Origin of the sequence: Amycolatopsis aidingensis, from assembly GCF_018885265.1 — a bacterium.
Taxonomy (GTDB): Bacteria; Actinomycetota; Actinomycetes; order Mycobacteriales; family Pseudonocardiaceae; genus Amycolatopsis; species Amycolatopsis aidingensis.
The window spans coordinates 4,977,241-4,995,285 of record NZ_CP076538.1 but is presented as its reverse complement, the minus strand read 5'-3'; the positions used below and the strand labels follow the sequence as shown (position 1 = coordinate 4,995,285).

Here is an 18,045-nt window from a genome sequence, read left to right as displayed (position 1 = left end):
CGTAGTACTCCGGGCCGGGGAATCCCGGTGTATGGGGAAGGGCGACAGCGGATAGACAGGAGATGGTGGCTGTGAGGCCGAAAGACGTACCATCGAATGGTGGTGCCCCGGCCGAGGCCCCGAAGGGGCCGTGGCAGCGGGTCTCGGAGATGCAGGCCAAGCTTCACCGTTGGGCGGCCGATCCTGGTCGCAGGTTCGATGATGTGTTCAACTTCGTGTATGCCCCGGCGACGTTGATCATGGCGTTTGTCCGGGTTGCGGGTAACCGGGGCGCGAACACGCCTGACGTCGATGGTGTTACCGCCGCCGATGTCGAGCAGCGCCTGGGTCCCGGGGTTCCTGGACGAGCTGCGTGCTCTGGTCAAGGAGGGGTCGTTCCGGCCGCTGCGGTGCGTGAGCGCAGCATCCCGAAACCGGGTGGTTCGGGGAAGCTCAGGAAACTGGGCATTCCGACCATCGCGGATCGGGTGGTTCGGGAGGCGTTGAAGCTGGTGCTGGAACCGATCTTTGAGACCGACTTTCTGCCGGTCTCCTAAACGCCGGCCAGCCAGCGTTGACGCTTGCGCACGATCTGCGGCTCGAACGAGGAGTCGGTATCCTGCGGAACCTCGATCTCGACCGGGCCGATCTCGGTCGGCATCGTCTTGGACCGCGTTCCGTTCCGGGAGTTCCCACTGCCCCGCCCAGCGGGGTCGTGCTTGTCGTAGCCGAGGTGCTCGGTCCTCTCCGTCTTCGTCAGCTGCCCCAGCAGCCCGTCGGGGCCGGTCAGGGCCAGGCCCTGCTCGTGCGCCTGCTTGATCATCTCCGCAGCCAGCTTGTGCTGTGCGCCCGCCGCAGCGGCCTCGTCGGTCTTCTTCTTCGATGCCCCACTCGTCACGACATCCACAGTCATCACACTTCGTGCCCATCCCGCCGGATCTCAGCCCGGCGTGTCGGCCGAACCCACCGATCTTGAAACAGTCCCCGATCGTGCCGGTGCACAGCGAGCAGTGCAGCCCCGCGAGCTTCGCGCGGATCCGCCGATGCCCCTCCCGCGGGCTTGGCTCGGACTCCCACAGCCGGGCACGGTTCTCGGCAGCGGTCGTCATGGCACAAACGTCCTCGACCACCTCGAAGCCTGCCGCCTCGATCCGCTCCACCAGCACCTCCCGGTCGGGTAGCTCCGCGCCCACGCTGACCTCCACCCGGCCGGAGGTGTGATCGGCGGTCGCCGCACGCACCCCGTCCACCCGTTTCAGCACCGCGGTCACCCGCTGTGCACACGCGCCGTACTCCATGCCCCGCACGTGGAGCTCCACCATGCCCATAACGCCTCCTAGGTCTGTGACCTGCGTTTCTCATGTCGTCGTGGCACGGTATGACCTTGCTCCTGGGGGAAGGTCAACACAGGAAGCGCCCGGCGACCGATACCGGCCAGTGCATGACCATGATCAGCGGCCGCGGGGCGGCTCGGAGATGAACGCTCCTGATCACGAACGGGTACGGAACGGCTGTTACGGGCCGGAAGGCCGGTCGTTGCCGTCGGGGTGGGAACGATCGGACGGATCACGGGTGCTGGTGTGTCCGCGCCGGTGCCGCCTGTGGATCCGCCATATGACGACCGCCGCGGCCAGGGCGGCGCCGATGACCCACGGGTTGCCCAGCCAGGCGCCGAGCGCGCCCAGCGCGCCCGCGGCGATCAGGGCGGGCGCGGCACAGCACAACACCAGTACCGCCCCGAGTCCGAGCGTGGTCAGCACACCCCGCTTGTTCGTCGTGGCCATCGGTCTCCTCGCTCAGTTCCGCCTCGGCGCGGTCTGGGGGCCGTCGATGCGCTCGCAGGTGGCCAGGGCGGCGCAGTTGTCCGCGGCCAGCGCGCGGGCCAGCATCACCAGCTCGGCCACTCGCGGGTCGGCCACTCGGTAGTAGCACCACCGGCCTGCGCGGCGGGCCTGGACGTAGCCGCAGTCGGCCAGACATGCCAGGTGGGTCGATACTCGCCCTTGGGACAGCCCGATGTGGGCCACGCAGTCGCTGACACTGTGCTCGCCGTCGAGCAGGAACTCCAGCAGCCGCAGCCTGCTTGGGTCACCCAGGGCGCGGAAGAACTTCGCCACCGTGCCGACCTCGTCCCCCTCGCCCAGCAGCCCGCTACCGGCGGCGATGCCCGCGGCCTCGCTCATGCGGCGTTCCTCCAACCATCCTTCACATATTCGCCAAGGCGGATACTATGAGGCAGTATACATCCGCAGAGGCGAATATGACGAGGTAGACCGCTACCTCCGGGTGGAGACGAGGTGACGGGTATGGCCTTCGATCTGGCGATCATCGGCTCCGGAGGCTCAGCGTTCGCCGCCGCGATCGCCGCGCGGCGATCGGGCCGTTCGGTGGTGATGGTTGAGCGCGGCATCGTGGGTGGCACGTGCGTGAACACCGGGTGCGTGCCCTCGAAGGCGTTGCTGGCCGCGGCCGAGGCCCGGCAGGTGGCCCTGTCGGCCGACCGGTTCCCGGGGGTTCGGGCCGGCGCGGAGGAGGTCGCCTTCGCCGAGCTGATCGCGGGGAAAGCCGACCTGGTGGCTGGGATGCGGCAGGAGAAGTACACCGGGTTGGCTGCGGAGTACGGCTGGGAGATCGTCGCCGGCCAGGCCCGGTTCGGCGAGGGTCCGGTCTTGGAGGTCGCGCTCGCCGGGGGAGGGGCGCGCCGGATCGAGGCCGAGCACTATCTCATTGCTACCGGCTCGGCACCATGGACGCCGCCGGTGGACGGGCTGGCGGAGGTGGGCCACCTGACCTCGACCACCGCCATGGAACTGCAGGCTCTGCCCGGGTCGATGCTGGTGGTCGGCGGCAACTATGTCGGGCTGGAACAGGCACAACTGTTCGCACGTCTCGGCGTGCGGGTCGAGGTCGTCGAAATGCGGGACCGGCTGGCGCCGACCGAGGAACCCGAGCTCTCCGCCGCACTCGCCGAGATCCTCCTGGACGAGGGGATGGGCGTGCACACGGGCACGGTCCTCAGCCAAGTGCGCCGCGAGGGTGGGCAGGTCGTGGCCGAGTTGCGCGACGCGGAAGGATGTACCCGCTGGCTGCGGGCCGACGAGGTGCTGATGGCCACCGGCCGCAAACCGGTCACCGGCGGTCTGGGGCTGGATGCCGTCGGGGTGCGCGTCGGTGAGCGCGGCGAGATCGTCGTCGACGAGCGGTTGCGCACCGACAACCCCCGGATCTGGGCGGCAGGCGATGTGACCGGGCATCCGCAGTTCGTCTACGTCGCCGGCGCGCACGGCGCGGTCGTGGTCGACAACGCCTTCCACCACGCCGAACGCGGGCTCGACTACCACCACCTGCCGCGGGTGACCTTCACCGGTCCCCAAGTCGCCGCGGCCGGGCTCACCGAAGCCGGGGCCACGGCGCGGGGTTACGACTGCGAGTGCCGGGTGCTGCCGCTGGAACACGTGCCCCGCGCCCTGGTCAACCGCGACACCCGCGGGCTGGTCAAGCTCGTCGCCGAACGCGGCACCGGGCGGCTACTCGGAGCCCACGTGCTCGCCGACGGCGCGGGCGAGGTGATCGCCACCGCCGTCTACGCGCTGCACAACCGGATGAGCGTCTACGAGATGGGCGAGCTGTGGTGCCCGTACCTGACCATGGCCGAAGCCCTCAAACTCGCCGCCCAAACCTTTACTCGCGACATCACCAAGCTTTCCTGCTGCGCCGCCTGACCCACCACACCCGAAAGGCTTCTCATGACCACCGAACGCGACCGGCTTGCGGCCACAGTGGACGCGGTGTTCGGCTGCGAACGCAACACCGCCCACGGCTGGCACGGTGCGCCACTGCTGCGGCTACTGGCCCACGGCGAACCTGTCGAGGTCGAGACCCTGGCCGAGGCTTACGGTCGGCCGGTACACGAGGTGCGGCAAGCGCTGGCCGAAGCGCCGGACATCGAATACGACGAGCACGGCCGCATCGTCGGCGCCGGTCTCACCCTGCGCCCCACCCCACACCAGTTCGAGATCGACGGGCACGTGCTCTACACCTGGTGCGCCATGGATACCCTCATCTACCCGCGGCTTCTCGCCCAGCCGGCCCGGGTCACCTCCCCGTGCCATGCCACCGGAACACCCATCCGCCTCACGGTCGACGGCACCGGCGTGACCAGCGTCGATCCCGGCACTGCCGTCGTCTCGCTGGTCACGCCGGACGACCTCACCTCCGTGCGCACCGCCTTCTGTCATCACGTGCACTTCTTCGCCGGCCCCGAGACGGCGCGTCCGTGGCTTGACCGGCACCCCGAAGCGGCTGCCCTCCCCATCGCTGAGGCATACGACCTCGGCCAACGGGTCGCGCCGCCAGAGACGACGCCGCCGTCCTGATCACCTGGTCGGCCGCGCCCGCGGGCGGCGAAGCGCCGGTGCGGCCCGCCGAGTGTCCGCGCGCTGACATTCGGGATGCGTTCCGGCACGATCGTTGCTGAGCTGGACTCTGCACGATCACCAATGTCGAGGAGCGGCCGGTGTCGGATCGGAAGCGGGATCGGGGCGAGGTGTTCGTCGAGTACACCAAGAGCATCTGCCCGGTGTGCAAAGTGGTGGTGGACGCGCAGGTCAACATTCGCGAGAACAAGGTCTACCTGCGCAAGCGCTGCAAACAGCACGGGCCGTTCGAGGCGCTGGTGTACGGGGACGCGCAGGCGTACCTGTCCTCGGCGCGGTTCAACAAGCCGGGCACGATCCCGCTGACCTTCCAGACCGAGGTGAAGGACGGCTGCCCCTCGGACTGTGGGTTGTGCCCGGAGCACAAGCAGCACGCGTGCCTGGGGATCATTGAGGTGAACACGGCGTGCAACCTGGACTGCCCGATTTGTTTTGCCGATTCGGGGCATCAGCCGGATGGGTATTCGATCACGGTGGAGCAGTGTGATCGGATGCTGGATGTGTTCGTGGAGTCGGAGGGTGAGGCCGAGGTGGTGATGTTCTCCGGTGGGGAACCCACCATCCACAAGAACATTCTCGAGTTCATCGATCTGGCCCAGGCCAAGCCGATCCGGAACGTCAACCTGAATACCAACGGCATCCGGCTGGCCACGGACAGGCGGTTCGTGGCCGCGCTGGGGGAGCGCAACGGCAAAGGCGCAGCGGCACGAAGTGCCTCCGTTGAGGGTGATGGTGGGCGACGGGAGGGCAAGTCGATCAATATCTATCTACAGTTCGACGGGTTCGATGAGCGCACCCATCGGGAGATCCGGGGTAAGGACCTGCGGGAGCGCAAGCGGCAGGCGCTGGACAACTGTGCCGAGGCCGGGCTGACGGTGACCCTGGTGGCCGCGGTGGAGCGCGGGTTGAACGAGCACGAACTCGGCGACATCATCGAGTTCGGGCTGGGGCATCCGGCGGTGCGGTCGGTGTCGTTCCAGCCGGTGACGCATTCCGGGCGGCATGTGGAGTTCGACCCACTGACCCGGCTGACCAATTCCGATGTGCTGGAACTGATCGCGCGGCAGCGGCCGGACTGGTTCCGCACCGATGACTTCTTCCCGGTGCCGTGCTGCTTTCCTACCTGCCGCTCGATCACCTACCTGCTGACCGAGGGAACCCCTGGCGAGCCGGGTTTCGGGGTGGTGCCGATTCCCCGGTTGTTGCGGGTGGAGGATTATCTGGACTATGTGTCCAACCGGGTGGTGCCCGACTATGCGATCCGGGAGGCGCTGGAGAAGCTGTGGAGCGCTTCGGCGTTCCCGGGCACCGAGACCACCGAGGACAGGTTGCGGGCGACGGCGGAGGCGCTGGACTGCGCGGACGCCTGCGGGGTGAACCTGCCGGGTGCGCTGGCCGAACTGACCGAGCGGGCGTTCATGATCGTGGTGCAGGACTTCCAGGACCCCTACACGCTGAACGTCAAGCAGCTGATGAAGTGCTGCGTGGAGGAGATCACCCCGGACGGCCGGATGATCCCGTTCTGTGCCTACAACTCCGTCGGCTACCGCGAACAGGTGCGCGCCCAGCAGTCCGGGGTCACCGTCGCCGACGTGGTGCCGAACGCGATCGAGCTGCAACCCCTCGTCGTGGACTCGCCCTACGGGTCCAAGGTCGCGAGCGGTCCGGACACGGCGGGCAGTGACAACGGCAATGGTAACGGTGTCCGACCCCTGGCCCCGGACAGCACCAACGTCGGGCGCCGGGCGGTCGAGCCATGAGCCGCGCAGGCGACGACGAGCGAGCATCGTAGGTCCGGCCTGCGGGCCGAGGAGCGCAGCGAGGAGGAGTCGAGCCATGAACCGCGCAGGCGACGCCGGCACCCCGGCGGAGATCAAGGCGTGCTGCACGGCCGCCTACGGCAGCGACGCGGTGGCGCTGTTGCTGGGCGAGTCCTACCACCCGGGCGGGCTGGAGCTGACCCGGCGGCTTGCCTCGACCCTCGGGCTGGGTGCCGGGCAGCGGGTAGTCGACGTCGCCGCCGGTTCCGGCGCGACCACCCGGCTGCTGGCCGCCGAGTACGACGCCACGGTGGACGGAGTCGACCTCGGCGAGGACACGGTGCGGCGGGCGCGGACGGCGGCGGAGGCCGCGGGCCTCGCCGGGCGGATCCGGTTCCACCTCGCAGACGCCGAGCGAATCCCGCTACCGGACGGTGCTTTCGACGCGGTGCTCTGCGAGTGCGCGTTCTGCACCTTCCCGGACAAGCCGACCGCGGCCACCGAGTTCGCCCGGCTGCTGCGTCCTGGCGGCCGGGTCGGCATCACCGATGTGACGATCACCGAGGCGGGGCTGCCCGAGCAGCTGCGCACGCTCACCGCCTGGATCGCCTGCATCGCCGATGCCCGGCCCTTGGCGCAGTACGCGGACATCCTCGCCGCGGCCGGGTTGACCACCATCCACACCGAGCGGCACGACGGCGCGATCGCCGAGATGATCGATCAGATCGAGGCCCGGCTGCGGCTGTTGCGGATGACCGCACCCAGCCGGTTGACCGAGGCGGGTGTCGACATCGAAGCCGTGCTGCGCTACACCGAACTCGTCCGGCAGGCCGTGGCCGACGGCGTGATCGGCTACGGCCTGCTGGTGGCACAGAAGCCCACATGAGCGGCAACCGGACCCCGCGGCGGTCGGCACCTGTTTCGGGTTGCGGTGAACCACGCCGTGCCGTTTATCGTGGCCGGCGTGGGCTACCTGTCGGGGCGGCGGACCCGGCCGAACGCGGCGGGATGGTGCCGCTACGTGGCCGGGTATCACGATGAGCGGCCGGGAATCACCGAGCGCGTGCTGAGCGTGGCGGCGGCCCGCGGGGTCGCCTCGCCCTACCGCTGGCTGGTCGAGCCGCTCCGGTCGAGCCCCGGCCCGATCCTCGACCTGGCCTGCGGCTCGGCCCCCACCCGGGAACTGCTGCCGGATGCGCGATGGCTGGGCGTCGACAGCTCGACGGGCGAACTCGGCCTCGCCACGGCGGCCGGCAGGGGACCGGTGGTGCTGGGTAGGGCGGACGCGTTGCCGGTTGCCGAGGACGCGGTCGTCGATGTGTGCGCGGCGATGAGCCTGCAGCTGCTGACCCCGCTGGAGGGCGTGCTCGGCGAGGTACGCAGGGTGCTGCGACCCGGCGGGCGGATCGTCGCGCTGGTGCCGTCCCGACTGGGCTGGCGCCCGGTCGGGGCTGTCCGCTGGCTGCGTGTGTTCCGGGCGCTGGGTATTCGTGATCAACCCTGGCCGAACCCGCAGGCACGTGACGGGCTGGCACCGCTGCTGCGAGCGCACGGCTTCGTCGTCGGCAGGTGCGAGCACAGGGTGTTTTGGCGGGAGGTCGACACACCGGAGCAGGCGGCGCTGATCGTCGAGGGGTTGTACCTGCCGGAAGCGGAGCCGGGCCGGGTGGAGCAGGCGAAGCGAGCGCTGGGTTCGTGGGCACGGCCCGGCCGGAGGTTGCCGTTTCCGCTCCGCCGGGTTGTCGCCAAGGCACCGGACCACGAACCGGAGAAAGAGGGTTCCCCACCGTGACCTGATCTTCCCTCGTTGCCCGAGGGCGCCACGCTGCTGGACGTGTTTCGCGCCCACCCGCAGACCTCGGCCCCACTCATCGACTACCACCAGGAGCTGCTGCGCGGGCCCTCGCCGCTCAGCGTGGCCGAGCGGGAACTGATCGCCGCCTATGTATCCGGGCTGAACGCCTGCCACTACTGCCACGGTGTGCACACCGCCACCGCGGAGGCGTTCGGTGTCGCCGAAGGTACGCTCACCAGGTTGCTGTCCGATGTCGACACGGGTCGACACGGTCCGTGCGGCGTGTTCCTGGACTGGCTCGACGCTGCGATATCCACGCTTGATGCGCTCACCCAGGATCAGCTCGACCACTGGCTGGACACCAATCCGACCCGGTGCGGAGACCTCGCGTCCTTCCTGCGCTGGGCCTGCCAGTGATCCACCCCGGTACCTGCTGCCCGCCACCCGGCCCGGCAAACCGCGCAGCGCCCGCGCGGTGCAGAAACTCCTGCGACAGCACGGATTGCTCACGCTCGCCGCCCGCAACACGGCCATGATCGAGGCCGTAGGCGAGCTGCCGCCGATCGTTATCGCCGACCTGTTCGGCATCCATCCTGGAACAGCGCATAGCTGGGCCAAGTTCGCCCAGGCCAGCTGGACCGACTACCTCGCGGTCGACGCGGCTACCGAGTCGGACGCCATCGACAAGCCGCCATGACTCCGAGGAATAGATAGACCTCGGTCTTTCACGAGCTGGTGATCAAGATTGTCAGCCTGCTCCTAGGTCGTATCTCTTAAGGGGACTTGCCACTCACGACCAGGTGTTGTCGGCGGCGAGGAACAGCTCCGCGATCCGCCACTCACCTCCGGTGTGGTCGAGCTGGAAGGTGAAGACGCCGGTCACGAGCACGGCCGCGTTGGACGTCAGCATCAGGTAGGCGGTCGCCAGCGCGGTTGTGGTGTCCGCGCCGCGGACGACGACGTTGGTCAGGTGGTGCCACCGCTGCCCGGTTTCCGCGGCCCACGCGAACTCCAGGATCGCCTCGCGTCCAGCGATGGGGCCGAGGCGGGCTCGCCGGGGATCTCGAACGTCCAGGTCGCGTGTTCGGCCAAGACGGTCTCCGGCGCCGTCGAGTCGTGCTGGTCCAGCGCGAAGGCGTAGCGGGCCAGGGTTTCGTGGACGGCGAGCCGCTCTGCCGGGCTCATGCGACGGTGAGCACGATCTTGCCCTGGAGGTGCCCTTGCGCGGCTCGCTCATGCGCGGCCTGGGCGTCCTTGAGCGGGAAGGCGCTGTCGACCTCGACGCGGAGGGTGCCGTCTTCGAGCAGGCGGCCGATCTCGACCAGCTGCGCGCCGCTCGATCGGACCTGCGCGGCCGTCACCGTGATGCCCAGCCTCGCGTTCTCCTCGTCGTCGAACTCGCCGAAGTAGACCGGGTAGAGGGAGCCCCCGCGCTTGATCGTCTTGAGGAAGCGCTTACTCTGCGGTCCGCCAACGCAATCCAGGACGAGGTCGACGTCGTGGGCGATCTCCTCGGGGCGGTCCTTCGTGTAGTCGATGACCTCGTCGGCGCCGAGGTCGCGCAGGAACGTTTCGTGGGCGCCGGAGGCGACGGCGATGACCCGCGCGCCCTGCCACTTGGCGAGCTGCAGCGCGAGGTGCCCGACGCCGCCGGCGGCGCCGTTGACCAGGACCGTGCTCCCGGTGTCGAGCGCCATCGGGCGGTGCTGGGCTTGCTGGAACGGTGAGGGGAAGTCGTGGCCGAGCTCGATCAGGAACTGCCACGCCGTCAGCCCGGACATGGCCACGGCCGCGGCGTGTTCGTGGTCGACACCGGCCGGCTTGTGCGCGAAGTCCGTTGCCGACGCGGCGACGTACTCGGCGTAGGCGTTGCCCTGCAAGGAGAGCGGGAAGTTCAGCAGGCCGAACACCTCGTCGTCGACCGCGAAACCCTCGACGCCAGCACCGATCGCCGCGACGACGCCCGAGACGTCGGTCCCCGGAATCAGGGGCAGCTCGACCGGCGGCTTCAGCTCGGTCGGCACGTCGGGCATCCCCTCGCGCGCATACCAGTCGGGAGGGTTGACGCCTACCGCGTGCACCCGGACAAGCAGCTGGCCCGGCCCCGGCTTGGGCACGGGTGCCGCCTCGTAGCGCAGCACCTCGGGTCCGCCGTACTCGTGCAGGCGGATCGCGTTCATGGTCTCTGTCGGCACAGCTCTCTCCATGTCTCACGGGGTAAACTCGAAACGAGTCAGAGACCCGTATAACCGGGTCACTGACCCGATAATACGGGTCAGTGACCCGGTTAAGCAAGGAGAGCAGATGAGGGCGGACGCCCAGGCCAACCACGACCGCCTGCTCGTCGTCGCTGGCGCCGTCATCACCGAGCAGGGCACCGAGGCGTCGATGCGCGACATCGCGCGCCGCGCCGGGGTCGGGCTCGCCACGTTGCAGCGGCACTTCCCGACCCGGGAGTCGCTGCTCGAAGCCCTGCTCCGGACAAGTTTCGACGAGCTGACCGAGCGGGCGGGGCAAGTCGAGACCTCGAACTCGCCTGGCGAGGCGCTGGTGGTGTGGTTGCGCGACTTCATCGCGGTCTGCACGAACTACCGCGGCGTCGTGACGGCGATGGTGCAGGCGATCGAAGACCCCGAATCGGCGCTCCACACCTCCTGCGTCGCGATGCGCGGGTCCGGGGCGCGGCTGCTCACCCGCGCCCAGGGGGCCGGCGCGGCGCGCACCGACCTCGACGGCGCCGACCTGTTCGCCCTGGTCTCCTCGCTCGTCTGGCTCAGCGACCAGCCGGGGCTCGAGGCGCGCGCCGAGCGCCTGTTCGAGATCGTGATGAGCGCCATCGTGACCAAGGCGCATTCCGCCTGCTGTTGCGGGTCATGACGTTGTTGACGGCTGTGGGGGTCTGAGGCGGGGGACGGGTCCTTCGGCGGCAGGATGAGAACTGCCAAGTCACTCGTCCGTCGAGCAGAAAGACCCTTCCGTGTCTCATCGGAACGCCCCGCTGTCACTGGAGGGCCGCCGCCGGTTGGTCGCCCGTTGCCAGACCCGTCCCATCGCCCATGTCGCCGAGGAGCTGGGCATTGCCGTCCGCAATGTCTCACAAGTCCTCGTGCAGCGCGGCCAACTGCGGGTCTTTATCGGTCCTAGATTCGCGTGCCACTCCCGGCGCCGCCGGTTGTAGTCGGCCAGCGCCACCTCACCCAACGCGCAGAGTTCTCGCGTGGTCAGTGGCTCTGGTTGGGTGCGGGTGGGTGCGTTGACGAAACACCGCCAGCCCTCCTTGCGCGCCAACGTGAGATTGTCCAACCGGGCCGGGGCATCTCCGGCCATGGTCATGGCCCGGCGCCGCGTTCCGCTGCGCAGCGTGGGGTTCACACGTCCTCATTGGGGTGGTTATGCCTACCACACTCCAGCGCAATTTAAATCATGCAGCGCTGCCTTTGGTGTTCATCCCAACACTCATCCGGATCAAACTAGAGTACTCTCGGCTGCCCATTGCTTTGATCGGTCTGATCATACCAGCGGAAAGTCCGCCACGATTGTGTCACGAACAGCAATTCCGTACCGGCCTGACGCCACTGCATGGCGAATTCCGCGCCGTCTTCGCCGACGTGAATCCGCACGCGCACGGCCCCGACTGTGTCGTCGATCATATGCACATGATCGTCCATACCGAGCGCGTTTGGGTACCGAGCCGCTGGCCCGGTACCCAAACGCGCATATCTCACTCCCGTGGCAGATCTGCCGTGTCCCTGCCAGTAGGGCTGAGAATCTGCCACGGAAGTCGGGAACCACAGGGCTGTCAAGGTCGCGGGGCGTTTCTGTGTCGAATTCTCTCTCCTTGACACCGACCACGAACGCTCGCCGCTCGGCAGCGGTGAAGTAGTGGGCTGGGCGGCAACGGTCCTTCGTGTCGCGTACCCAAAATCCACCGTCGGCAGCATCGGCGACCTCGACGTATTGCCCTTCGCTGCAGCTGTAGGTGCTCAGCGTCAGCGAAGCTGGTGCTGCCATCGGCGGGCACTGCCGAGCTGATCGACATCAAGCTCGTGGTGTACAGCGGTGGCGTGCCCCAGTCCGGTGCGGTGGTGCGGCGCGGTTTGCCTTCGACTCCGCCTTCAGCTGGTGCCTGGAATGACTTCTGTCCCGGGGTAATGAGTCGACCCACCTGGGTAGCACAATCGTGTGAATTTGGGCGACATTGTCGAAGATCTGGCCCCCTTGCCGCGAGGGGCTGTCAAGGTGTGGCCTTGATATCGGGTATCTCGTTTCGAGGATCAGCCGAACCGACGAACGGCAGGATCTTTGAGAAGGAGCTGACAATGAGAATATTGGCTGCCGTTGCGACCGGGCTGTCGGTCGTACTGGTGACCGTGTTCGGCTTGGGGGTAGTGATGGCCTCCGCCGATCAGATCGACGACGCGATCACGAATGTTCAGGTGCGTGAGGATTCGGCTGACCGCTGGGACTCCGTGCATGTCGACATCGACTGGGCCGTCTCGGATTCGGCAGCGTCCGGTGACACGTTCACATTGACGTTGCCTCCAGAGCTGGACGCCACGGCGGACGGCTTCGACCTTAAGTCGCCGGACGGGGAGACGGTCGCCACCGCCGAGATCGTGGACGACGTCGCCACGTTCACCTTGACCGGCTACGCGGACAGCCACGACAACGTCGCCGGTACGGCATATTTCACCAGCAAGTTCAATCAAGACGAGATCGACTTCAACGCCGACAACCCGGTGACCTTCACGGTCAACGACACCACGGAATTCACCGACTCAGTCTACATTGGAGCAGGCGTCATCGACCGTGGCAAGTCGCGCAAGTTCGGGTTTTGGAGTGAGCAGGACGAGCGGGCGATGTGGGGCGTTGAGGCGGTCAAGGGGCCGTGGCCGTCAGTGACCATCACCGACACCGTCGGAGCGGGCATGGCCATGGACTGCGACTCGGTGGCGGTTGAGAGCTCGGCGGAGTGGAACGAGGTCGGCGAGTTGCAGAACGTGCAGGCCGTCTCCGCCGACCGTTACGAGGTCGTCAGCTGTACGGCCGATGAGCTCGTTCTCCGGGTGGACGACGTTGCGCAAGACGAGGTCATCCGCATGTATGTCGCAGCGGACGTGAGCGGCGATCCGCTCGACGAGTACACCAACAAGGCCGTCGTGGCCGCCGGTAGCGAGTCGGCGACGGTCTCGGGCTCCTTGCCGCGCTCCGACGCGGGCGGCGACGGTGGCGGTGACACGCCGACGACGGAGCCCACGACGACGGAGCCCACGACGACGGAGCCCACGACGACGGAGCCCACGACGACGGCCACGGAGGATGGGCCGGTCGCCGAATCTGATACGCCGACGCCGATGTCTTCTTCCGGCGACCTTGCGGTCACCGGGCTATCGGTGGCGCCGGTCGCGATCATCGGGCTGCTCGCCGTGGCCACCGGCGGTGGCCTCCTGTTGCTGTTGCGGCGGCGCACCCGGGCTGACCGGCGGTGATCGGACGGGTAGTGGCCTGGTAAACAACGAGCAGATCGCCACCGTCGCCACCGTGGTTCGTCGCATCCAGCAACGAACCACGGTGGCGACGGTGGCCGGGCCGCGCCGCGTGTCACCGGGCCTGGTGGCATCGAAGGACCGCTGAATAGGGACACGGCTGCTTTCGGGTAGGTCTCGTCGTAACGTGGGTGCCAGCCATCGATGCTCGACCGGCGACCACCCGCAACGGACGAAAGACACTGCGCATGACCAGCAGTTATGGCGTGTTCCTCGGCTTGGACGTCGGCAAGGGCGAACACCACGGCGTCGGCCTGGACCCCACCGGGAAGCGGCTGCACGACGGGCCGCTGCCCAACAGCGAGCCTAAGCTGCGGGCGCTGCTCGACAAGCTCGCCGCCCACGGATCGTTGCTGGTCATTGTCGACCAACCGGCCACCATCGGTGCGCTACCGGTCGCCCGCGCCTGCGGCCACCAGATGGCCTACCTGCCTGGACTGGCTATGCGCCGTATCGCCGACCTCTACCCCGGCACCGCCAAGACCGACGCCCGCGACGCGTTCATCATCGCCGACGCCGCTGCGACGTCCTGTTCGCCATGCTCCGCAACCGCACCTACTACCGGCATCCCCGACCAGACTCCGCTCCTGCCGCGGCGGCTTGACAACCACATAGGGACACCCCCTCGGTTGTCCGGACAGTCCCGGGTGAGCCGTGTCGGTAGTTCACAGCGGCGGCGATGAAGACGATGGCCCACATTCCGATTCGGTAGGGCGCTGCGGAGTCCTGGCCGGTGCGTGCCTTGTGGGCGAGACCGGCGAAGGTCAGGCCCAGGGACTCCAGCGACGTGGCCACCGTGCAGGCCAGCAGAACGGCGAGTCCGGCCGCGCGCATCGCGTTGTACTGGAACCACCATGCCGAGGCTGTGGCCGCAACGATCGGTACTGCGATCACGTTCGCCCCGAGATGTACCAGGGCTCTGCGGAGGAGCGAGACGGCCGTTGTGATCGTCTGGCGGCGTCGTTTCCGGCGTTGTGCGCGTCGGGTGGCGCGCTGCGGAGAATCTGGGATCGGGCACGATGCGTTTCTTTCAGTACGGGTTCACGGTGTGCGCCGGGGCGGCGGTGGCGCCGAGGGATACCGGCGTGGGTGCGGTGGGGTGGTCGAGAAGTGCGGGGGCGAGGGGGTTGGCCAGGTGACGGCCGAGGTAGTCGTTCTGGGTGGTGGAGACCTTGGCGTGGCCGAGTTGGTCGGCGATCTGGCGTGCGGTTTGCCCCGCGTGGTCGAGAACGGTTGCGACGGTGCGCCGACCGACGTGGGTGGTGAAGGTGGGATACCCGGCACGTTCGCGTAGGCGACGGACGGAGCGCTGCACGTTGCAGGGGTGGCGCCAGCCGAGCGTGGCGGAAGGGAAGACGGGATCGTCGGGACGTGCGTCGGCGGGGTGGCGGGCCAGGAGCACGGTGGTGAGGTATGAGGGCAGGCCGAGGATCCGGTCGGATTTCTTGGTCCGGTTGGCCTGGCCTGGGCGGCGGAGGATTCCTCTGCCGGTGACGACGACGAGGTGGGCGCTGATCCACACCGACCACGGCGGGATGGCCTGACCGTCGCGGGTGACCGTGATGGTGGTGAGGTTGAGGTCGCACCAGCGCAGCGCGAGGGCCTCGCTGATCCGGACGCCGGTACCGAACAGGAAGCGAACGAGGTCGGGAAGGTCGGCTCGGCGGGCGCCGGGATCGGCGTCGAGCCGGGTGAGGAAGTCGCTCAGGTCGGTGGCGGTGAAGGTGAGCTTGGGGCGGGTGTTGCCGCCTTCGATGGGCTCGATGTTCCGGACGGGGTTGTGGTCCAGGGCTTGGCGGCGGACGGCGAGCTGCAGGATCCCGGAGAGCACGCTGCGGATGCCCGGAGGGTGTTCGGAGCCAGGGTAAGGGCCAGGTTGTCGAAGTAGTGCTCGAGACGGCCGATCGTGCACTCGCGCAGGAGCAGGTCCCCGAGAGTGGGCAGGATGTGGTTGTCCAGGCGGCACCGGTAGCGATCGTAGGTGGTGGGTTCCCGCCGGCTGATCACCCGTTCGACCCAGAGGTCGGCAGCCTCGGCGAGGCGAGACGAGGCCGACAGTTCTGGACTACCGCTGGCGGCGGTCAGGGACCGCAGGTGTTCACGGAGACGGCGGAGGGCCGCGGTACGGCTGGTCCCGCTTCGCTCGACCTGGCGGGTACGGCCATCGCGGCCACGGTACTGGGTGAAGGCCCGCCACCGGGCCCTTCTCACCAGCGCCCCGGTGTCGTCGAGCACGGCCGGGACCTGCAGCGTACGGATCTCACCCCACGTGCCGAGGGGCAACGGCGGACGAGGCATTCAGACCTCCCCCGGACGTTCTCCATGGATAAACCATGGACACGCCCGGCGTCACGGTCGACAGGCCCACCCGCCGCGCCTGTGACCTGGCCTTTTGGTGCCCCCGGTGCGACTCGCGCAGGATGCACACGGATTCCGGATCCGTCCAGCAGCCACGGGCGGCTCGTTCAGGTAGCCCACGCCTAAGCGGGAAGCCGCTGGTTATCGAGGCGCGGGTGCCGCTGGTGATGGAGCGCCGGAAGCAGGGGAATCAGCGATGACCTCCGGGATGCCCGTGGAGGCTGCTAGCACGCCACACCATTCTACGGAGCGTGATGCGACGTTGCGATGCGTTACGGTGATTGCTGGTGTCGTGGTCGCGTTGACCTTCATGTTCGGGTTCGGCAATGTGCTGAGCTTGGCGCTGCGCTTGGGCGTGTCGCCGTGGGTTGCTCCATTGGTCGCGCCGGCGGTCGATCTGTCGATCGTTGGCCTGCTGCTTGGTATCCGTCACTTGGTGCTGCACGGGGCTACTGCCGAACAGACTCGGCCTGCTCGGCGGTTGCTCGTGTTCGCCAGTGTGGTGGCGTTGGCGTTGAATGTGGCTGACCCGTTGATCGCCGGTGAGTTCGGCAGGGCCGCTTTCGATGCCGTGGGTCCGCTGTTGCTGATTGGTTGGGCCGAGGTAGGGCCGGGGCTGTTGGATGCCGTGTCAGCCACCGTTCGGGCCAGCAGCGTGGCAGCGTCTGAGGTGTCACGTTCGGAAACGACCGCCCTCGGCGACGGTGCGACACGAGCCCAACGGCCGGAGTCAGAGCGGGCCAAGAGCGGATCGCTTCACGTCGAGGATGGTTTGTTGGAGCGGGCACGTCGGGCGGATGCGCGCCATTGGATGGAGCACCGTCGACCGATGTCAACGTCGGTCGAATGGTGACCCATCTGTTCCGCTTGGGTTCCAGGGCGAATTCGAGCGGTCGTCGCAACGGTGACGGGGTCTATGATGCCACGGCGTTGTGGAAGACCTCGGCGGGTGTCCGCCATCCGAGTGTCTTGCGTGGCCGGTGGTTGAGCTTGTGCTCGACCATGCCGAGGTGCTCGGGCGTATGGATCGCGAGGTCGGTGCGTTTGGGAAAGTACTGGCGCAGCAAGCCATTCGTGTTCTCGTTCGTGCCGCGCTGCCATGGACTTCCTGGGTGCGCGAAGAACACACCTTCACGCAGCAGCGGTGCGATCTGTTCGTGGTAGGCCATTTCGGATCCTTGGTCCCAGGTCAACGTCAGTCGCGCTGCTTCGGGAAGGGCGCCCAGGACAGCGATCAGGGCGTCGCGGACCGTGTCGGCGCCGCGGTTGCCGGGCAGGTGAACCAGACGCAGGAGGCGGCTGGAGCGGTCGACAAGGGTGGCGATGGCCGACTGGTTGCCGCGGCCCACGATGAGGTCACCTTCCCAATCACCAACGCGGGTCCGCTCGTGGGCCGCCGCCGGGCGGTGCTCGATCAGCAGAGTGGGCGCGACGAACCGGCTCCGTCGCTGATCAGCGCGGCGGCGACGCTTGCGCAACGCCCGGCCGGTACGCAGACGCTGCGTGAGCCGGCGGCTCAGACCGCCCTTGCCACCGTGGTAGAGCGCTTGGTAGATCGTTTCGTGGCACACGTGCCAGCTGGCGTGATCAGGGAAAGCGGACCGCAGATAGTTGGCGATCTGCTCGGGACTTCCACTCCAGCTCAAGCTTCGCCTGCACGGCCGCCCGCAGCTGCGAATCCTGGATCAACCGAGCCTGGCGCGGCCGACGCGCACGTTGCCGGGCCCGGGAATGCGCCAGGTCAGCGTCGTAGCGCCCTTGATCATGCGGCCGGACGTTGCGGCGCAGCTCCCGGCTGACCGTGGAAGCGTGACGGCAAATCCGCCGCGCGATCTCCCGGATCGACAGTTTCTGGGCCCGCAGGGTGGCGATCCGCTGCCGTTCGGACCGGGACAGATATCGGCTCGAACGGGCCTCCTCGGCGACCAACGCAGGTGGGAGCCCGCCGTTCTCCGCCCGCCAGCGGTAGCCGGTCTTACGGCCGATCCCGATGATCTGGCACGCCTCGACCGTCCCTACCCCCGACAGGATCAACTGCCAGTACCGCGACTCAAGATCCAGCCGCCGCTTCGCTCCACGCCTCGCCATCAGCACGCCCTCTTCTACCAGGAGTGTTGCGACAAGCACTGGAACCCAAGCGGAACCAGGGGGTCAGTATTCAGCCGGAAACG

At 68.0% G+C, this 18,045-nt stretch carries 19 protein-coding genes and 7 pseudogenes; 13 read left to right on the top strand and 13 right to left on the bottom strand.

From position 1 onward, the window contains the following. Positions 1-149: 149 nt before the first annotated feature. The gene (locus KOI47_RS22855) at positions 150-536 is read left to right on the top strand and encodes a reverse transcriptase family protein (protein WP_216207080.1); all 387 of its coding nucleotides are present in this window, start codon (positions 150-152) and stop codon (positions 534-536) included. Here the strand turns inward: KOI47_RS22855 and KOI47_RS22850 are convergent. From KOI47_RS22850 to KOI47_RS22835, 4 genes and pseudogenes are all read right to left on the bottom strand, one after another. Beyond that, positions 536-802: pseudogene (locus KOI47_RS22850) on the bottom strand (transposase); the annotation flags it as partial. The gene KOI47_RS22855 and the pseudogene KOI47_RS22850 sit on opposite strands and share 1 nt — an antisense overlap. Before the next feature lie 367 nt (positions 803-1,169). Further along, positions 1,170-1,277 (bottom strand): annotated as a pseudogene (locus KOI47_RS35840) (cation transporter); the annotation flags it as partial. A 216-nt stretch (positions 1,278-1,493) separates the two neighbouring features. Next, a complete protein-coding gene (locus KOI47_RS22840) occupies positions 1,494-1,763 on the bottom strand; it encodes a hypothetical protein (protein ID WP_216207073.1) in 270 nt (89 codons plus the stop codon). 12 nt (positions 1,764-1,775) lie between these two features. Further along, positions 1,776-2,162, bottom strand: a complete 387-nt coding sequence (locus KOI47_RS22835) for an ArsR/SmtB family transcription factor (RefSeq protein WP_216207070.1) — start codon at positions 2,160-2,162, stop codon at positions 1,776-1,778. A gap of 123 nt (positions 2,163-2,285) precedes the next feature. Here KOI47_RS22835 and merA point away from each other — a divergent pair, with 123 nt between their 5' ends. The 7 genes from merA (at position 2,286) to KOI47_RS22800 (ending at position 8,667) form a co-directional block, all read left to right on the top strand. Continuing rightward, positions 2,286-3,701, top strand: coding sequence for a mercury(II) reductase (gene merA, locus KOI47_RS22830; RefSeq protein ID WP_216207067.1), 1,416 nt, complete (start codon positions 2,286-2,288; stop codon positions 3,699-3,701). 24 nt (positions 3,702-3,725) lie between these two features. Continuing rightward, the gene (merB, locus tag KOI47_RS22825; RefSeq protein ID WP_216207065.1) at positions 3,726-4,355 is read left to right on the top strand and encodes an organomercurial lyase MerB; all 630 of its coding nucleotides are present in this window, start codon (positions 3,726-3,728) and stop codon (positions 4,353-4,355) included. 140 nt (positions 4,356-4,495) lie between these two features. Next, a complete protein-coding gene (locus KOI47_RS22820) occupies positions 4,496-6,175 on the top strand; it encodes a radical SAM protein (protein ID WP_216207062.1) in 1,680 nt (559 codons plus the stop codon). Positions 6,176-6,251: 76 nt separating this feature from the next. Continuing rightward, entirely contained in the window at positions 6,252-7,061 is an 810-nt protein-coding gene (locus tag KOI47_RS22815) for a class I SAM-dependent methyltransferase (RefSeq protein ID WP_216207059.1), read from the top strand. Between the two features lie 78 nt (positions 7,062-7,139). After that, positions 7,140-7,967, top strand: coding sequence for a class I SAM-dependent methyltransferase (locus tag KOI47_RS22810; protein WP_232376184.1), 828 nt, complete (start codon positions 7,140-7,142; stop codon positions 7,965-7,967). A gap of 15 nt (positions 7,968-7,982) precedes the next feature. After that, entirely contained in the window at positions 7,983-8,387 is a 405-nt protein-coding gene (locus KOI47_RS36315) for a carboxymuconolactone decarboxylase family protein (RefSeq protein WP_216207057.1), read from the top strand. Positions 8,388-8,445: 58 nt separating this feature from the next. Continuing rightward, positions 8,446-8,667 carry a hypothetical protein gene (locus tag KOI47_RS22800; RefSeq protein WP_216207055.1) on the top strand — a complete coding sequence of 74 codons (222 nt, stop codon included), beginning with the start codon at positions 8,446-8,448 and terminating at the stop codon, positions 8,665-8,667. A gap of 93 nt (positions 8,668-8,760) precedes the next feature. On the opposite strand, the gene KOI47_RS35830 is transcribed toward KOI47_RS22800, so the two are convergent. Genes KOI47_RS35830 through KOI47_RS22790 form a run of 3 tightly spaced genes read right to left on the bottom strand, consistent with a single transcriptional unit; the run spans position 8,761 to position 10,165 of the window. Beyond that, positions 8,761-8,985, bottom strand: a complete 225-nt coding sequence (locus tag KOI47_RS35830) for a hypothetical protein (RefSeq protein WP_232376907.1) — start codon at positions 8,983-8,985, stop codon at positions 8,761-8,763. Then, positions 8,937-9,155 carry a hypothetical protein gene (locus KOI47_RS22795; RefSeq protein ID WP_216207052.1) on the bottom strand — a complete coding sequence of 73 codons (219 nt, stop codon included), beginning with the start codon at positions 9,153-9,155 and terminating at the stop codon, positions 8,937-8,939. The genes KOI47_RS35830 and KOI47_RS22795 overlap by 49 nt, the downstream gene beginning before the upstream one ends. After that, positions 9,152-10,165 (bottom strand): NADP-dependent oxidoreductase, encoded by a 1,014-nt coding sequence (locus KOI47_RS22790; protein WP_232376183.1) that lies wholly within the window; start codon positions 10,163-10,165, stop codon positions 9,152-9,154. Before KOI47_RS22790 ends, KOI47_RS22795 begins: the two co-directional genes overlap by 4 nt. A gap of 109 nt (positions 10,166-10,274) precedes the next feature. On the opposite strand from KOI47_RS22790, the gene KOI47_RS22785 reads away from it, so the two are divergent. Next, positions 10,275-10,847 (top strand): TetR/AcrR family transcriptional regulator, encoded by a 573-nt coding sequence (locus KOI47_RS22785; protein WP_216207044.1) that lies wholly within the window; start codon positions 10,275-10,277, stop codon positions 10,845-10,847. A 100-nt stretch (positions 10,848-10,947) separates the two neighbouring features. Continuing rightward, positions 10,948-11,052 (top strand): annotated as a pseudogene (locus KOI47_RS22780) (IS481 family transposase); the annotation flags it as partial. A gap of 388 nt (positions 11,053-11,440) precedes the next feature. Here the strand turns inward: KOI47_RS22780 and KOI47_RS35825 are convergent. Both KOI47_RS35825 and KOI47_RS35820 read right to left on the bottom strand, forming a co-directional pair. Continuing rightward, complete coding sequence (locus tag KOI47_RS35825) at positions 11,441-11,620, bottom strand: hypothetical protein (RefSeq protein ID WP_232376969.1); 180 nt, start codon at positions 11,618-11,620, stop codon at positions 11,441-11,443. A 199-nt stretch (positions 11,621-11,819) separates the two neighbouring features. Continuing rightward, positions 11,820-11,981, bottom strand: a pseudogene (locus KOI47_RS35820) (DUF397 domain-containing protein); the annotation flags it as partial. Positions 11,982-12,217: 236 nt separating this feature from the next. Between KOI47_RS35820 and KOI47_RS22770 the strand changes: the two are divergent. Both KOI47_RS22770 and KOI47_RS22765 read left to right on the top strand, forming a co-directional pair. After that, on the top strand, positions 12,218-13,459 hold the full coding sequence (locus tag KOI47_RS22770; protein ID WP_216207037.1) for an Ig-like domain-containing protein: 1,242 nt from the start codon (positions 12,218-12,220) through the stop codon (positions 13,457-13,459). Between the two features lie 245 nt (positions 13,460-13,704). Then, positions 13,705-14,043, top strand: a pseudogene (locus KOI47_RS22765) (IS110 family transposase); the annotation flags it as partial. A 31-nt stretch (positions 14,044-14,074) separates the two neighbouring features. Here KOI47_RS22765 and KOI47_RS36510 read toward each other — a convergent pair. From KOI47_RS36510 to KOI47_RS36505, 3 genes and pseudogenes are all read right to left on the bottom strand, one after another. Then, positions 14,075-14,410: a DUF2637 domain-containing protein gene (locus tag KOI47_RS36510; RefSeq protein ID WP_216207033.1), complete on the bottom strand. Its 336-nt coding sequence runs from the start codon at positions 14,408-14,410 to the stop codon at positions 14,075-14,077. Between the two features lie 136 nt (positions 14,411-14,546). Then, positions 14,547-15,347: a site-specific integrase gene (locus tag KOI47_RS22755; RefSeq protein WP_216207030.1), complete on the bottom strand. Its 801-nt coding sequence runs from the start codon at positions 15,345-15,347 to the stop codon at positions 14,547-14,549. 98 nt (positions 15,348-15,445) lie between these two features. Then, a pseudogene (locus tag KOI47_RS36505) lies at positions 15,446-15,814 on the bottom strand (tyrosine-type recombinase/integrase); the annotation flags it as partial. A 256-nt stretch (positions 15,815-16,070) separates the two neighbouring features. Between KOI47_RS36505 and KOI47_RS35815 the strand changes: the two are divergent. Next, complete coding sequence (locus KOI47_RS35815) at positions 16,071-16,727, top strand: hypothetical protein (protein ID WP_232376182.1); 657 nt, start codon at positions 16,071-16,073, stop codon at positions 16,725-16,727. A gap of 61 nt (positions 16,728-16,788) precedes the next feature. On the opposite strand, the pseudogene KOI47_RS22745 reads toward KOI47_RS35815, so the two are convergent. Continuing rightward, positions 16,789-17,968, bottom strand: a pseudogene (locus KOI47_RS22745) (IS30 family transposase). Between the last annotated feature and the right edge of the window lie 77 nt (positions 17,969-18,045).

Excerpts from the sequence above, each read along its gene's own strand:
- KOI47_RS22855 (WP_216207080.1), top strand. The coding sequence starts at position 150 with ATGCAGGCCAAGCTTCACCGTTGGGCGGCCGATCCTGGTCGCAGGTTC.
- KOI47_RS22840 (WP_216207073.1), bottom strand. The coding sequence starts at position 1,763 with ATGGCCACGACGAACAAGCGGGGTGTGCTGACCACGCTCGGACTCGGG.
- KOI47_RS22835 (WP_216207070.1), bottom strand. The coding sequence starts at position 2,162 with ATGAGCGAGGCCGCGGGCATCGCCGCCGGTAGCGGGCTGCTGGGCGAG.
- merA (WP_216207067.1), top strand. The coding sequence starts at position 2,286 with ATGGCCTTCGATCTGGCGATCATCGGCTCCGGAGGCTCAGCGTTCGCC.
- merB (WP_216207065.1), top strand. The coding sequence starts at position 3,726 with ATGACCACCGAACGCGACCGGCTTGCGGCCACAGTGGACGCGGTGTTC.
- KOI47_RS22815 (WP_216207059.1), top strand. The coding sequence starts at position 6,252 with ATGAACCGCGCAGGCGACGCCGGCACCCCGGCGGAGATCAAGGCGTGC.
- KOI47_RS22795 (WP_216207052.1), bottom strand. The coding sequence starts at position 9,155 with ATGAGCCCGGCAGAGCGGCTCGCCGTCCACGAAACCCTGGCCCGCTAC.
- KOI47_RS22785 (WP_216207044.1), top strand. The coding sequence starts at position 10,275 with ATGAGGGCGGACGCCCAGGCCAACCACGACCGCCTGCTCGTCGTCGCT.
- KOI47_RS35825 (WP_232376969.1), bottom strand. The coding sequence starts at position 11,620 with ATGATCGACGACACAGTCGGGGCCGTGCGCGTGCGGATTCACGTCGGC.
- KOI47_RS35815 (WP_232376182.1), top strand. The coding sequence starts at position 16,071 with ATGACCTCCGGGATGCCCGTGGAGGCTGCTAGCACGCCACACCATTCT.